This is a genomic window from Pseudomonas putida (genome assembly GCA_041071465.1).
GTDB lineage: Bacteria > Pseudomonadota > Gammaproteobacteria > Pseudomonadales > Pseudomonadaceae > Aquipseudomonas > Aquipseudomonas putida_P.
Genome location: CP163498.1, coordinates 22249 through 36566, shown reverse-complemented (window position 1 = coordinate 36566; position 14318 = coordinate 22249). Strand labels below are relative to the sequence as shown.

Sequence of the window (14318 nt, the reverse complement as noted above, 5' to 3'; positions counted from 1 at the left end):
ATCCCATGGACGTGTTCCGCGCGTCTGTCCAGAACTGGCCAGAGGTTGTGGAGTGCCATGCGCTGACCGGCGACATGGACTATCTGCTGCGGGTGGTCGTCATGGACATGGCTCACTACTCCCGCTTCGTGCTCGACACGCTGCTCAAGCACCCCAGCGTGCAGGACTGCAAGACCAGCTTCGTGCTGGATCGCGTAAAGAGCACCACGGCCTTGCCCCTATGAGCATTCGGCCGGTTGGTGTGGCGGGGATGCAAATAGCGATTGACCTTCCAACGGTGGCAAGGAGCACACTTCAAACACCCCAACCCGAAAGGAGTTTTCCATGCAATTCCATCTCGAAGACATGACCTGCGGCGGCTGCGCCCGCACTGTGACGAAAACGATCCAAATGATCGACCCCAACGCCAAGATCGTCACGGACCCGCCGACCCGCCGTGTCGAGGTCCAGACCTCGGCCTCGCAAGAGCAGATCGCCGCGGCCCTGAGCGAAGCTGGCTTCCCGCCGCGCGCGCAGTAACACCGCATCGTGGCCGGCATGCACACAGGACGGCCGATGCGAGCACGTGCGCTGCGCCGTACCTGGCGCGGCGCTCAGTGCATCCCAAGGTAGGCCGACCTTGGCCACAGGGCCATCGCCACCATCATCAGGTTCTCGGTCAGGGACACGAAGCCCAGCGGCACGTTGCTGTCCCCGCCCACGCAGGCGCACTTGAGTTCCCGGCGATCGACATAGACCGCCTTGAAAACCGACACGGCCCCGACGGTCCCGATGAACAGCGCCAACGGAATCGACACCCACATCCCCACGCCCGCGACCATCTGGACGCCTGCGATGGCCTCCGCGAACGGGTAGAAATAGGCATACCGAACCCAGCGCTTGGCCAGCAGGTCGTCGCGAAGCCGTCCACGTCCTTGAGCTTCTGCAGCGCCAGGAGGCACATGGCAAAGGCCACGAACCACTCTGCCGCCTGAATGCTCTAGACTTGGCCGAAGGCCGCCCAGCTCGCCGCCAGCGCCATTGCGGCCGCCGTGGCGAACAGCGCGATCACAGGGGTCTAGGTCACGGCGTTCTTGTCCTTCACGGACATGCCGAAGAATTTGCGTAGGTCGTCGTAGCCGCCCACGCGCCGCCCGTTTATGAAGACCTGGGGCGTGGTCTCGATGCCATGCTCCTTCTTGAACGCATCCGTCTGCTCGCGGCTTGCCAAGTGTTTGTCCTCGACCTCGTAGCCCTTGCGGTTGAGCAGATCGAGCGACTTCAGCCCGTAGGGGCAGGTATGGCCGGGCATGACCATTCGGTAGAGCGTGGCTAGCTTGGGCGCAGACATGCAGGACTTCTCCTGTGGGACTTTCCATGGGCCGGCCGTCACGGATTTAAGGACGTTGATGACCTTTCCAGCCTAACCGACGACCGTGCAAAGGGAGTGTAGACACCTGGCTCGCGGGTTGGTCTGGCCCACGGGTTGGTTATCTGGCGGCAATGCCGTCAGTCCTCCATCTGCCAGAGCAACCCTGCCGCAGGCCGGTGCGCCTGAGGCAGCACGCAGGCTCCTAGTGGTTCTCCTTGGCATGGTTGATCGTGTACTTGGGGATCTCGACGGTCAGGTCTTCGGTCGCAACGATGGCCTGGCAGCTCAGCCGCGACTGCGCCTCCAGTCCCCAGGCCCGGTCGAGCAGATCGTCCTCGCATTCCTCGACTTCGTTTAGAGAATCGAACCCCTTGCGCACGATGCAGTGACAGGTCGTGCAGGCACAGCTCATGTCGCAGGCATGCTCGATCTCGATGCCGTTGTCCAGCAGGGCCTCGCAGATCGAAGTGCCTGCTGGCACGTTCAGTTCGGCTCCCTCAGGCGCCAGTTCAGGATGGGGCAAGACGGTGATTTTGGGCATATCTCTCCTGGCTGCTCAGTGCGCACACGGCTTTTTTCCTGCTGCGTTGGCTCGCGCGCGGCGCGGCACTGCGCCAGTGCGCGCTTCGGGCTTGTTGTCACTGATATCGGGCTGCTCCAGCGTGTGCAGGATCGGGCAGTCGGGCCGTTCGTCGCCGGCGCAACACCGGATCAGCGCCTTGAGCGTCGCGGCCATCTCCAGCATGCTCTCGATGCGCCGGTCCAACTCGTCGATGTGTTGCTGGGCCAGACGCTTTACATCAGCACTCTGGCGCGACTTGTCATTCCACAGTCCCAGCAAGTCCGTGATCTCGGCCACCGAGAAGCCGAGGTCGCGCGAACGCCGGATGAAATGCAACCGGTGAACGTCGTCCTGGGTATAGGCGCGGTAGCCCGAATCGGTGCGGTCAGCCGGAGGGATCAGACCGATTTGCTCGTAGTAGCGGATCATTTTGGCCGAGACCTTCGAGGCCTTGGATGCTTCACCGATGTTCATGGTGTTCCTCCTTTCTCAATGAGCGGTATCCGCCGCCAGCGGCGGCTGGAAGCGGCGCAGGCGCAGCGCGTTGCCGAGCACGAACACGCTGGACAGCGCCATCGCGCCAGCCGCGAAGATCGGCGACAACAGCACACCGTATGCGGGGTACAGGACGCCAGCGGCCACCGGGATCAGGGCCGTGTTGTAGCCAAACGCCCAGAACAGGTTCTGGCGGATGTTGCCGATGGTCGCCTTGGACAGCGCGATGGCGTTGGGCACGCCCTGCAGGTTGCCCGACATCAGCACTACGTCGGCCGACTCCACCGCCACGTCGGTGCCGGTGCCGATGGCCAGGCCCACGTCGGCCTCGGCCAGCGCCGGGGCGTCGTTGATGCCGTCGCCCACGTAGGCGATCTGGCCGTGGCTGGCTTTCAGCCGGCGCACGGCTTCGACCTTGCCCTCGGGCAGCACTTCGGCCACCACCTCGTCGATGCCCAGTTGCTTGGCGATGGCCTGCGCGGTACGCGCGTTGTCGCCGGTGATCATCGCCACCTTCAGGCCGAGCTGGTGCAACGCGGCAATGGCCGCGGGCGTGCTGGACTTGATCGGATCGGCCACCGCGATGATGGCGGCCAGCCGGCCGTCGATCGCGGCGTACAGCGGTGACTTGCCCTCGTTGCCCAGGCGCTCGGCCGTGCGAGCGAAGCTGCCCACGTCCAACCCCAGCTCACGCATGAAGCGATCGGCACCGACCTCGACACGCGCGCCGTCCACGGTGGCGCGCACGCCCATGCCCGTGACCGAATCGAAGTCTGTCATCGTCGGCAGCGCGATGCCACCTTCCACGGCCGACTCGACGATGGCGCGTGCGATCGGATGCTCCGAGCGCGATTCGACAGCGGCGACCTTCGCCAGCACCTGGTTGCGGTCAAAGCCGTCGGCAATCTCCAGGTCGGTCAGGACCGGGCGGCCCTCGGTCAGCGTGCCGGTCTTGTCCACGGCCACCACCTTGGCGTCCTTGAGCAGTTGCAGGGCTTCACCCTTGCGGAACAGCACGCCCATCTCGGCGCCCCGGCCCGTGCCGACCATGATGGAGGTCGGCGTCGCCAAACCCATGGCGCAAGGGCAGGCAATGATCAGCACCGCCACGGCATTGACCAGCGCGAAGGACAGCGCGGGCGACGGGCCGAACACCAGCCAGACCAGGAAGGTCAGCACCGCGGCCAGCATGACGGCGGGCACGAACCACAGCGTCACCTTGTCCACCACGGCCTGGATCGGCAGCTTGGAACCTTGCGCCTGCTCGACCATGCGGATGATCTGCGCCAGCATGGTCTGACCGCCCACGGCGGTGGCACGCAGCGTCAGCGCACCCTTCTGGTTGACGGTGCCGCCGACCACGGTGCTGCCTTCCGCCTTTTCGACGGGAATCGGCTCGCCGGTGATCATCGACTCGTCCACGAAGCTGCGGCCCTCGGTCACTTCACCATCGACCGGCACGCGCTCGCCGGGCGCACTTCCACGATGTCGCCCTGCGCCACGTCGTTGATCGGGATGTCCACGATGCGGCCGTCGCGCAGCACGTGCGCCTCCTTGGCCTGCAGGCCGATCAGGCGCTTGATGGCCTCGGAGGTGCGGCCCTTGGCCCGTGCCTCAAGAAAGCGGCCCAGCAGGATCAGCGCCACGATGACGGCTGCCGCCTCGTAGTACACGTTCACCGTGCCGGCCGGCAGCAGACTGGGCGCGAACGTGGCGACCATCGAATAACCGAAGGCCGCGGCCGTGCCGACCGCGACCAGCGAGTTCATGTCGGGACCCAGGCGGAACAGCGCCGGGAAGCCCTTCTCATAGAAGCGCCAGCCCGGAATGGCGAGCACCAGCAGGGTCAGCACGAACTGCAGATACCAGCTCTGCTGGATGCCAATGGTGGAAGCCACCCACTCGTGCATGCCGGGAATCATGTGCGAGCCCATTTCGAGCACGAACACAGGCAGCGCCAGCACGGCGGCCAGGGTCAGGTCGCGCTTGAGTTCGGCGCGCTCGGCGTCCTTTTTCTCGGCAGCTTCCTCGTCGGCCTGCATGCCTGTATCGACCGGGCTGGCCTCGTAGCCGACCTTATCGACAGCAGCAATCAGATCCTGCACGGATGCTACGCCACGCACGGTAGCGCGCTCGGTCGCCAGATTGACCACAGCCTCAGTGACGCCCGGCACCGCCTTGAGCGCCTTCTCGACGCGGCCCACGCACGAAGCGCAGGTCATGCCTCCGATCGCCAGCTCGATGGTGCCCTGAGGCACGTCGTACCCTACCTTCTCGATCGCCTGGATCAGCGCCATGCGATCGACAGGACGGTTCAGGCGAATGTCCGCTCGCTCGGTGGCGAGATTGACAGACACGCTTGCCACGCCCTCGACCTTGGCAAGGGCGGCCTCGACTCGGCCGACACAGCTTGCGCAGGTCATGCCCTCGATGGGCAGGCTGATTGCCGCTGCTTGGGCGCCAGCACTACTCGTTGTTGCCATGCTCATGGTGTGCTTCCCATAGTTGAAATTCGACATGGAGGGAGCTTAGGGTTTACCATCGTGGGAAGGTCAAGCGCTTTTTCGGATGCTGTCAGGTTTCAGAAATGACCCGGTGCACGGGGAACGGAGGCCTTGCCTGCCAGGCTCGCACTGGTTCTTTGCTGCGCGCGCCTAAGCGGCCGCTGCCTTGTTAATTCTGAAGGGCGAAAACAGCCATTCGAGGTTAGGAAATATTTTAAAAATGAATACAAGTAAGCCATTCAGTACCCCACCGAAGGGTCCCAGCGCCGATTTGGAATCGCTGTCACAGAATGACGTGACCATCTTGGCTGAGACATTCCGCCTCCTGGGTGACCCGTCCCGGCTGAGAATCATGCTGTGCTGCATGAAAGGCTCTTCCTCGGTCGGGGACATCGCTGAAACCCTCGAACTCTCGCAGTCGCTGGTGAGCCACCACCTGCGGCTGCTGCGCGGTGCTCGCCTGGTCAAGGGCGTGCGCCAAGCCAAACAGATCTTCTATGAGGTGGCGGACAAGCACGTGAACCAGGTGCTGCTGGATATGGCCACCCACATCGCGGAAGACCACAACGACGAGTAACTGTTGGGCATAGCATGCCGTTGCGGCGTGGCCTACGTTCCATGGCGATATGCGCCCCACCGCCCGCAGCTGCGTTCGGTGAGGTGGTTTGGATGCCGCTTCCGATCAATCAGAAGTTGAGCGCGCGCTTGTCCACGGCCAGCGAGGCCTCTTTGAACGTCTCGGAGAGGGTCGGATGGGCAAAGCAGATGCGGGCGATGTCTTCGCTGCTGGCCTTGAACGCCATGGCGATCACGGCCTCGGCCACCAGTTCACTGGCCTGCGGGCCGACCACATGCACGCCGAGTATCTCATCAGTGGCAGGATCGGCGATCACCTTGACGAGGCCCGGCGTGTCGCCCAGCGCACGCGCGCGGCCATTGGCCATGAACGGGAAGGAACCGATTCGATAGGCGGTGCCCTGCTCTTTGAGCTGCTGCTCGGTGCGGCCTACCCAGGCAATCTCTGGGCTGGTGTAGATGACGTTGGGGATCGTATTGAAATCGACGTGACCGTGCTGGCCGGCAATGCGCTCGGCCACTGCGACACCTTCCTCTTCCGCCTTGTGCGCCAACATCGGGCCACGCACCACGTCACCGATGGCCCAGATGCCGGGCACACTGGTGCGGCATTCATCGTCCACCAGCACGGCGCCGCGCTCATCCAGTTGGAGTCCCACGGCGGCCGGATTCAGGCCTTCGGTGTTGGGCACACGGCCGATAGCCACGATCACTTTGTCTGCCTGCAAGGACTGCGTCTGGCCCTGGCTGTCGGTGTAGTGAATAGTCACGCCAGCCTCGGTTGCATTGACTTCGCGAACCTTCGCACCTAGTTCGATCTTCAGGCCTTGCTTGTCGAACGCCTTCTTCGCCTCCTTGGCGATGGCTTGGTCGACGATTGGCAGGAAGCTGGGCAAGCCTTCGAGGATCGTGACATCCGCCCCCAGGCGGCGCCAAACGGAGCCCAGCTCCAGGCCGATCACGCCGGCACCGATGACGGCCAACCGATCGGGCACGGCCGCGATGTCCAGCGCGCCGTCGTTGGAGAGCACGACCCGCTCATCGAACGGTAGGTTGGGGAGTGGCCGCACGTTGGAGCCTGTGGCAACGATGATCTGCTTGCCCACCAAGGTAACAGCCTCATCGGCGGCGACGCTCACCTCGAAGCCACCATCGACAGTCCTGGTGAAAGACGCCAGGCCGTTGAAAAACTGGACCTTGTTTTTGCGGAACAGATAAAGGATGCCTTCGTTGCTGGACTTCACGACCTGATTCTTACGTTCCAACATCGTGGTCACATCCATGCGCAGATCACCCGTGGAGATGCCGTGCGTGCCAAAGTGGTGCTTGGCTTGTTCAAAGTTCTCTGACGACTGCAGTAGCGCTTTCGAAGGGATACAACCGATGTTGTTGCAGGTGCCGCCAGGTGCTGGCTTTCCGTCCTTGTTCTTCCAGGCATCTACACAAGCGACCTTCATGCCTAATTGGGCAGCGCGAATGGCCGCGATGTATCCGCCTGGGCCGGCACCGATAACAATGACGTCGAAATGCATTTCCATGATTTACATCTCCAAAGTTTTTGAGGAAATAGTGAGCGCCTATGTCGCGCCTTTTGTCAGGTGGTCGCCAGATTACAGCTCGTTCCCTGACGATCACGTTGAACACTACGGCAGAACGAACCGGGCGCTCGCGGTATTGCCCCCACGTTCGACTTGGACGACGGCCTTCGTGCCCTTGGCTGCGGCGAAGGTCCCGCTGCCTTCGAGGCGGCTTCCGTCCGCGGCAGGCGTGAGTTGCACCTCCTGCTTTTGTGAGCCGGTCAACAGTGTGAGCTTGGCTTTGGTGTTGCTTACATTGACCTGCTTGCCGTGGTCGCGCAGGTAGAGTTGCGCTGCTGCGGGCTGAACGACCAACTCGTAGTCCACGTCCCGGACTTCGGTCACGACGCCACCATGCAGCGGCTTGTGGTCATGCGCGTGGTCATGGTCGCCTGCGGCGAAGGCGGTGACGGATGCCAGGGCGAGGGCGGTGCCGGCCGTGAGGGAACGAAATCGAACAGACATGAAAGCTCCTATAGGGTTACGGTGGTTGAAATCGGGTGACAGAAGGCGTTGCATCAGAATGCCTCCGCGTCGCGGTCGTCCAGCAGGCGTTCGGCAGGCTTGCGGCCGAACAGCCAGAACATGGCGGGTGTAAGGAAGGTGTCTAGCAGCGTGGAGCTGACCAGCCCCGAGAAGATCACCACCGCGACGGGGTGCAGGATCTCAGTACCGGGTCGGGACGCCTCGAACAGCAGCGGGGCCAGCGCGAAGGCCGTGACCAGCGCGGTCATCAGAACCGGGGAAAGCCGTTCGAGCGAGCCACGCACGATCATCTTCTGGTCGAAGTCCTCGCCCTCCATGCGCATGAGGTTGAGGTAGTGGCTCACCTTCAGGATGCCGTTGCGCACAGAAATACCCGCGAGCGTGATGAAGCCGACCAGGGCGGCCACGGACAACGGCTGGCCAGACAGCCACAGCCCCAACACGGCGCCGACCAGGGCCAATGGAATGTTCACCATGATGAGCGCTGATAGGACGACCGACTTGTAGCGCGTGTACAACACCACGAACATGAGCGTCAGGGAGACGATGGACAGCAGGCCCACCAGTCGCGAGGCTTCCTCTTGTGCCTGGAACTGGCCGCCCAGCGTGATGAAGTAGCCTTCGGGCAAGCGCACTTCTTGGACGACGCTGCGTATGTCGGCCACTACTTCGGACAGCGGCCGTCCCTGAGCGTTGGCCGACAAAACTATGCGTCGACGGCCATCGTCGCGGCTGACCTGGTTGGGGCCGTCGCTGTCTTCGATGGTGGCAAGGCGCGACAACGGGACCCGACCCATGGGCGTGTCGATGAGGATGCGGCTCAAGCCCTCAATCGACCGCGCCTGCTCGGGCAGGCGAACCACCAGCGCGAAGCGGCGGTTGCCCTCGATGACCTCGGTGATCTTTTCGCCTTCGACCAGGCTTTGCAGCGTGGACAGAATTTGCGGTGCGGCCACGCCGTAGCGTCCCGCCGCCGCATAATCCACGCGGATTTTGATCTGCGGCGCTAGGACCTGCTTTTCGATCTCCAGGTCAGCAAGCCCCGGAATTCCGGCCAGCTTGGCGCGCAGCAGATCCGCCTGCCCGCGCAGGACGTCCAGGTCCTCGCCGAACACCTTGATGGCGATCTGCGAGCGCACCCCCGACAACATGTGGTCGATGCGGTGCGAGATCGGCTGGCCAATGCCGATGGAGCCGGGCAAGTGAGCCAGACGCGAACGGATGTCGGCGGTGATCTCCTCCATGGAGCGCTTTAGCTCCGAGGCGGGCAGCAGGCCCACGTCCAGCTCGCTGACATGCACGCCTTCGGCATGCTCGTCCAGCTCGGCCCGTCCGCTGCGCCGGCCCACGTGCTGCACCTCTGGCACCTGCGCGACCAGCAGCTCGGCTTGCTGGGCAAGCGCCGAAGATTCGGCCAGCGTCACACCGGGATTCAGGCGCAGGCCCACCAGCAACGTTCCTTCATTGAACGGGGGCAGGAACGTGGTCGGGAAGAATGGCACCGCGGCGACAGCCAGTGTGACAGCCACAGCGGCCATGCCAAGGGCGGCACGCGGCCGCTGCAAGACCCGCTGCAGGCCGCCCTGATAGCGCGTCTTCAACCAGGCTAGAAGCCGAGTGTCGCCATGGTCCAGCGTCCTCATCTTGGGCAGCAGGTAGTACGAAAGCACCGGAGTGACCGTCACAGAGACCAGCAGCGAGGCCAGCGTGGAGACGATGAAGGCGATGCCCAGCGGCACGAACAAGCGCCCCTCCATCCCCGGCAGCGCGAACAGGGGCAGGAACACCAGCACAATGATCATCGTGGCGTAGAGAATCGCCGAGCGAACCTCCATCGAGGCCCTGGCAACGATGACCAGGGGCGTCAGCCGGTTCTCAGGGTGGCGGGTGCGGTCCTCCTTGAGCCGCCGCATGATGTTCTCCACATCGACCACAGCATCGTCCACGAGACCGCCGATGGCGATCGCCAGCCCACCGAGCGTCATGGTGTTGATTGATAGGCCGAAATAGTGGAACACCAGCCCGGTCACGAAGATCGAGGCAGGAATCGCGGTCAACGCGATCACCAGGGGGCGCAAAGTGCCCAGGAAGAAGAACAGGATCACCGCCACGAAGACCGATGCGCCGATGAGCTTGCCTTGCAGCGTGCTGATGGACGCCTCGATGAAGTTGGCTTGTCGGAAGGTCACCTGTGGCTCGGCCATGCCAGCCGGCAGTGAGCCCTTCATGTCCGCCAACGCTGACTCGATCGAGCGGGTCAGTGCAATCGTATCGGCCGTGGGCTGCTTTTGGATGCCCAGGATCACGGCTGGCAGGCCCTCGAAGCCCGCATCGCCGCGCTTGATGGCTGGCGCAAACTGAACATCGGCGACCTGGTGGAGCAGGATGGGTTGGCCCGCACGCACCGCGAGAGGCAGGTTACGCAGGTCGTCGAGTCGGGACGTGCGGCCCAGGTTGCGGATCAGGTACTCGCGGCCATTGATCTCCAGGAAGCCGCCGGAAGTGTTCGCGGAGAAGCCCTTGAGAGCCGCATCCAGATCGGACGCAGTCACGCCCAGCTCTGACATTCGCGTGGTGTTGGGCTGGACCTGGAACTGACGGACCTCGCCTCCGATCGGGATGACTTGGGCAACACCAGGTATGGCCATCAGCCGGGGGCGTAGCACCCAGTCCGCGTACTCGCGAGTGTCCATGGCCGACAGCGGCGGGGCTGCGTTCTTCTGCCCTGAGGGCTTGGCACCGATGGGGATTGCAATCTGCATGATCTCGCCCATCACTGAGCTGATTGGCCCCATAGTGGGCGTCACGCCCGGGGCTAGCCCTTCCTCCATGGACGTCAGGCGTTCGGAGACCATCTGGCGCGCCCGGAAGATGTCGGTCTTCCAGTCAAATGTCACGTAGATGAAGGAAAGCCCGGCGCTGGAGACCGAGCGCACGCTTTCGACGCTGGGCAGGCCGTTCATGGCCGTTTCGAGCGGGAACGTGATGAGTTGCTCGACTTCTTCGGCAGCCATGCCGCCAGCCTCCGTCATGAGAGTGACGGTCGGCTTGTTGAGATCGGGAAAGACATCTACCGGCGTGCGCGTCAGGGTGAACGCGCCATACGCCATCAGCACCAGCGCCCCGATGATGACCAGGAGCCGGTTTCGTAAGCTATTTTCGAGAAGCCACTTGAACATGGAATGGTGCCCCTCAACGAACTTGATTGATCAGGGACGCGCCCTCGACAACCACGCGGTCGCCGTCCGCCAGGCCCGAAGTGACAGCGATGGATGCACCATCCAAAGGAGTGATGTTCACGACACGCGGCTCGAAGCGCTCGGCCTGGTCTTTGACCCAGACGATGTTCTGGTTGGCAGGGTTCTTCATCAGCGCACCGGAAGGCACGCGGTAGCCAGGTACCGTCGTCGCCTCTTGCACGAAGACCACCACCGGCATACCGACCGCCAAGCGCGAGAGGCTTTCGCTGGTGCCCTTGAACAGCATGGGCAGGGCCTGCTCGCGCAGGCTGCTGGCGGCACCGACGAAGCTCAGCGGCACCTTCTGACCGCCTACTGCGAGTGCAGCACCGGCCAGGTTCTGTGCCATTGCCGGATCGTAGGCAAGCGCCTCGATGCGCAGTTGGGTCGGATCGACCACCTCAAACACCAGTTCGCGCGCATCCACGACCTGCCCGGCAACTGCGGGGCTGGATGCGATGACGCCGCTGACTGGGGCCTTCAGTACGTCCCTGCCGGCGAGGCCCCCGCTCAAGGCGCGGGCGCGTTCGGTCAGGCTGTTCACTTCGCTTTCGGCTGCTTCGATCTCCTTGCGGGGCACGGTCTCCGACAGCTCGCGCAGCCGGGCCAAGCGCTTCTGCGCGAGCGCTTGGCCCGCACGCAGCTCGGCAACCTGGGCCATCTGGCCTGAGCGCTCCAGCACACCGCTGGCCGGTTCGATGTAAGCCAGCACCTGGCCCTTGCGCACGGATTGGCCGATCTGCGGCAGACCATCCGGCCCGGGCACCAGCCGGCCCATTACCATTGCCTGGACCTTGCCGCCTGTCGTCGGGTCCATGATTACTTTGCCAGCCAGTTCATGGCTGCGGGCCAAGGGCTCCTGCTTGATCAGCTGGGTGCGTACACCGATCTGACGTTGCGACGGTTTCGGAAGAAACACGCTGCCATCAGGCTGGCGCTGGGGGCCATTGGAAGACGCAGCCGGCGCTTCGTCGCCGTGGTCATGGCCGTCGTGAGCGAACGCGGGAGCAGCCAGAGCCAATGCAGCCGCCATGGCCGTCGTCATTAGGAAACGGAAGTTGCGCTTCATGCTGCACCTCGCAGTGCACCGTTGGTGCGTGTACGTCTGCGCAGCGCCCACGCTAGGACACCGACGCCGAGGACTGCGGCACCGCCACCTAGTACGACCACACGGCCGGATGCGACGGCATGCTCGTGTTCGGCGTCTTCGCTATGAACATCGAGAACGCCCGTCAACAGGTCCGATTGGCCCTGCGCAGTAATAGTGGCCATGATTGAGGTCTCGCCATCGGATAGCGGCTCAGTCAGATCGGCCTCGAACTCTCCAACCCCGTGTGAGCTGACCTTTACCTGTTGACCACCCAGCTCGAGGGTCAGCTCGCCATCGGTCACCGGCCGGTTGTCGGCAGCATGGTCGAGGTAGAGTGTGAGACGCTGGCCGTTCAGCACACCCACCAGTTCGAAGTCATCGGAAACTGCGGCAAAGCGCGGAAGCGCGGCCGCTGCGGGGGCAGGAGCGGCTTCGCCATGGTCATGGCCGTCGCCGGCCCACGTTGCGCTACTGCCAAGCAGGAGGCTGGACAAGGCAGCTGCACGCCAGAAAGAGGATTGCGACATTTCTAAGGTTCCAGGATGGTTGAGCGCGCGCCGATCAGCGCGTGCCGGAGATGTCAGTGAAAGTCTCGGTCGGCTGCGGCAGCGTGCCTTGTGCCTGCAACAGGGACGAGATGGCCGCGGCATGCTCCACCTTGGCGAGCAGCGCCGCGCGCTCGGCCTCGGTGGCCTCCTGCTCGATGCGAAGGCGTGTCGGCATGTCCGTCTCGCCCATCGCGAACGACTTTTGGTAGAAGGTGCGCGTTTGTTGGGCTAGTCGCTGGCGCTCCGAAGCGGCCTGCATCTGGGTGCTGGTTGCCAGTTCGCGCGATTGGGCAGTTCGAATTTCCGAGAGTAGCCGGGTGCGCTGGGCCGCGAGTGCCGACTCAGCCTCCAGTGCCTGCGCATTGGCGCTGGACAATTGCTCGGTATGACGGCTACCCGTACCGAAGGGAATGCGCACACCCACCGTGATCGTCTGGTTGTAGCGTTCGCCGTAGCCGCCCCGATCCCGCGTGGTCGCCAGGGTCAGTTCGGGGTTGGCGTACTTCTGATGGGACACCAGTTCCGCAGAGCGGCGGGCCGCCAGCGCCTTGTGCTGCAGTTCCAGCAGCGCAGGGTGGTTACCCAACAACGCGCCGGACGGCTGTGCCGATGCCGGTTGAACTCGGACACCTGACTGCTCCGGCTGCGCGGAATCGGCCTGCGACGGGATACTCTCGATGCCGGTCAGTGCCAACAACGCCTCGCGCTGCGTGATTTCTTCGGCCTGAGCAATGGCCAGGGCACTACGAGCCGACGCCAAGGCGCCATCGGCCTGGTTTCTGTCGGCTTGCGCCAGGTCGCCCGCGCGAACTCGGCGAGCCACATCTTGCGCCAACTCGTCCGCGCTGCGGGTGCGATCCTGCGCCGCCACCAATTCGGCCTGGGCACGCTGCCATGCCCACCATGCCTGGCGAACCTGTCCGGCCGTGCGTAGCTTGGCGGCCAGCATCCGGCTGGATAGCGCGAGGCTTTCCGCGTCCGCCCAGCGTGCCGACGAGGCGCGCTCACCAGGCATCCAAAGGGGAATAGCCACCCCGACTTCATATTCGCGCTGTCCGTTGCGGTTGTTGAACCGATCAGTTTTGGTGGAGGCTTCCAGCGCCATCGGACCTGCCACCCAACTGCCGGCCGTCTCTTGGCGTGCTTGGGCGGCCTGCTGCCAGGCGCCTTCTCCAGCGGCTTCTGGCTGCCGCTGCCAAGCTGACTCCCACAATTGGGCGACCATGTGGCTGTCTGGTCTGGATGGGACGTGAGGGGCGGCTACTGGCTGGGCTAGCACGGTGCCGGCCCAAAGCGTGGATACCGCCCATATCCATCCCTTGCGTATGTCTTTGCGAAGCATTCAATTCTCCATCGGTGTTGCATCAGTACTTACCCCCGGCTGGGTGTTCTCTTTCCGAGCAAGTGCTTGTCGTTGAAAAGCCACTGTTCACTGGCTTAGATATGAACAATTGTATATCTATTCATATGAATGGGAAAGAAAACCTTACATCCTTTGAGCACCAATCGCCTTAGAGAGGGCGTCGGGCGCAAGACATCGAGAGGCGAGGTGGGGCTAATCCACTGCGCAAACAGCTATGCAGACTCCTTGAGCATATCCCCCGGGGGGGATATGATTGCTGCATGAAAGAGATGCACAAGCACACCAGCCACCCAGATCTCGTGAAACGGCTCAAGCGCGCCGAGGGTCATCTGCGACACGTCATCGGGATGATCGAAGGAGAAGAAACCTGCCTGGACATCGCTCGCCAGCTCGCTGCGGTGGAGAGCGCCGTCACAGCGGCCAAGCGCGTCCTGATCCATGACCACATCGACCACTGCCTATCTCATGATGAGGACTCCGTTCTAGCCGAAATGAAGGCGCTAACCAGACTGCTCTGAGGTCTCTCG

The 14318-nt window shown here is 63.4% G+C and carries 12 protein-coding genes and 2 pseudogenes; 4 read left to right on the top strand and 10 right to left on the bottom strand.

The features are described from left to right. Positions 1-5: 5 nt before the first annotated feature. Positions 6-224, top strand: coding sequence for an Lrp/AsnC ligand binding domain-containing protein (locus tag AB5975_00165; GenBank protein ID XDR20437.1), 219 nt, complete (start codon positions 6-8; stop codon positions 222-224). 100 nt (positions 225-324) lie between these two features. Then, a complete protein-coding gene (locus AB5975_00160; GenBank protein ID XDR20436.1) occupies positions 325-519 on the top strand; it encodes a heavy-metal-associated domain-containing protein in 195 nt (64 codons plus the stop codon). A 74-nt stretch (positions 520-593) separates the two neighbouring features. Here AB5975_00160 and AB5975_00155 read toward each other — a convergent pair. From AB5975_00155 to AB5975_00140, 4 genes and pseudogenes are all read right to left on the bottom strand, one after another. Next, positions 594-1330, bottom strand: a pseudogene (locus AB5975_00155) (MauE/DoxX family redox-associated membrane protein). 223 nt (positions 1331-1553) lie between these two features. Continuing rightward, positions 1554-1892 (bottom strand): ISC system 2Fe-2S type ferredoxin, encoded by a 339-nt coding sequence (fdx, locus tag AB5975_00150; protein ID XDR20435.1) that lies wholly within the window; start codon positions 1890-1892, stop codon positions 1554-1556. A gap of 15 nt (positions 1893-1907) precedes the next feature. Continuing rightward, a complete protein-coding gene (cueR, locus tag AB5975_00145; protein ID XDR20434.1) occupies positions 1908-2387 on the bottom strand; it encodes a Cu(I)-responsive transcriptional regulator in 480 nt (159 codons plus the stop codon). A gap of 15 nt (positions 2388-2402) precedes the next feature. Then, positions 2403-4897, bottom strand: a pseudogene (locus AB5975_00140) (heavy metal translocating P-type ATPase). 235 nt (positions 4898-5132) lie between these two features. On the opposite strand from AB5975_00140, the gene AB5975_00135 reads away from it, so the two are divergent. Further along, entirely contained in the window at positions 5133-5489 is a 357-nt protein-coding gene (locus AB5975_00135; protein ID XDR20433.1) for an ArsR/SmtB family transcription factor, read from the top strand. A gap of 109 nt (positions 5490-5598) precedes the next feature. Here the strand turns inward: AB5975_00135 and lpdA are convergent, their stop codons facing one another. From lpdA to AB5975_00105, 6 genes are all read right to left on the bottom strand, one after another. Then, complete coding sequence (gene lpdA, locus AB5975_00130; GenBank protein XDR20432.1) at positions 5599-7026, bottom strand: dihydrolipoyl dehydrogenase; 1428 nt, start codon at positions 7024-7026, stop codon at positions 5599-5601. Positions 7027-7131: 105 nt separating this feature from the next. After that, positions 7132-7530 carry a hypothetical protein gene (locus AB5975_00125; protein ID XDR20431.1) on the bottom strand — a complete coding sequence of 133 codons (399 nt, stop codon included), beginning with the start codon at positions 7528-7530 and terminating at the stop codon, positions 7132-7134. Between the two features lie 53 nt (positions 7531-7583). After that, positions 7584-10730, bottom strand: a complete 3147-nt coding sequence (locus AB5975_00120) for an efflux RND transporter permease subunit (GenBank protein XDR20430.1) — start codon at positions 10728-10730, stop codon at positions 7584-7586. 13 nt (positions 10731-10743) lie between these two features. Next, a complete protein-coding gene (locus AB5975_00115) occupies positions 10744-11859 on the bottom strand; it encodes an efflux RND transporter periplasmic adaptor subunit (GenBank protein ID XDR20429.1) in 1116 nt (371 codons plus the stop codon). Beyond that, complete coding sequence (locus AB5975_00110) at positions 11856-12407, bottom strand: hypothetical protein (protein XDR20428.1); 552 nt, start codon at positions 12405-12407, stop codon at positions 11856-11858. The genes AB5975_00115 and AB5975_00110 overlap by 4 nt, the downstream gene beginning before the upstream one ends. A 34-nt stretch (positions 12408-12441) precedes the next feature. Then, positions 12442-13653 (bottom strand): TolC family protein, encoded by a 1212-nt coding sequence (locus AB5975_00105; protein XDR20427.1) that lies wholly within the window; start codon positions 13651-13653, stop codon positions 12442-12444. 398 nt (positions 13654-14051) lie between these two features. Here AB5975_00105 and AB5975_00100 point away from each other — a divergent pair, with 398 nt between their 5' ends. After that, positions 14052-14309, top strand: a complete 258-nt coding sequence (locus AB5975_00100; GenBank protein ID XDR20426.1) for a metal-sensing transcriptional repressor — start codon at positions 14052-14054, stop codon at positions 14307-14309. Positions 14310-14318 lie beyond the last annotated feature (9 nt).

Coding starts and splice junctions, on each gene's coding strand:
- AB5975_00165 (XDR20437.1), top strand. CDS start 6: ATGGACGTGTTCCGCGCGTCTGTCCAGAACTGGCCAGAGGTTGTGGAG.
- AB5975_00160 (XDR20436.1), top strand. CDS start 325: ATGCAATTCCATCTCGAAGACATGACCTGCGGCGGCTGCGCCCGCACT.
- fdx (XDR20435.1), bottom strand. CDS start 1,892: ATGCCCAAAATCACCGTCTTGCCCCATCCTGAACTGGCGCCTGAGGGA.
- cueR (XDR20434.1), bottom strand. CDS start 2,387: ATGAACATCGGTGAAGCATCCAAGGCCTCGAAGGTCTCGGCCAAAATG.
- AB5975_00135 (XDR20433.1), top strand. CDS start 5,133: ATGAATACAAGTAAGCCATTCAGTACCCCACCGAAGGGTCCCAGCGCC.
- lpdA (XDR20432.1), bottom strand. CDS start 7,026: ATGGAAATGCATTTCGACGTCATTGTTATCGGTGCCGGCCCAGGCGGA.
- AB5975_00125 (XDR20431.1), bottom strand. CDS start 7,530: ATGTCTGTTCGATTTCGTTCCCTCACGGCCGGCACCGCCCTCGCCCTG.
- AB5975_00120 (XDR20430.1), bottom strand. CDS start 10,730: ATGTTCAAGTGGCTTCTCGAAAATAGCTTACGAAACCGGCTCCTGGTC.
- AB5975_00115 (XDR20429.1), bottom strand. CDS start 11,859: ATGAAGCGCAACTTCCGTTTCCTAATGACGACGGCCATGGCGGCTGCA.
- AB5975_00110 (XDR20428.1), bottom strand. CDS start 12,407: ATGTCGCAATCCTCTTTCTGGCGTGCAGCTGCCTTGTCCAGCCTCCTG.
- AB5975_00105 (XDR20427.1), bottom strand. CDS start 13,653: ATGGTCGCCCAATTGTGGGAGTCAGCTTGGCAGCGGCAGCCAGAAGCC.
- AB5975_00100 (XDR20426.1), top strand. CDS start 14,052: ATGAAAGAGATGCACAAGCACACCAGCCACCCAGATCTCGTGAAACGG.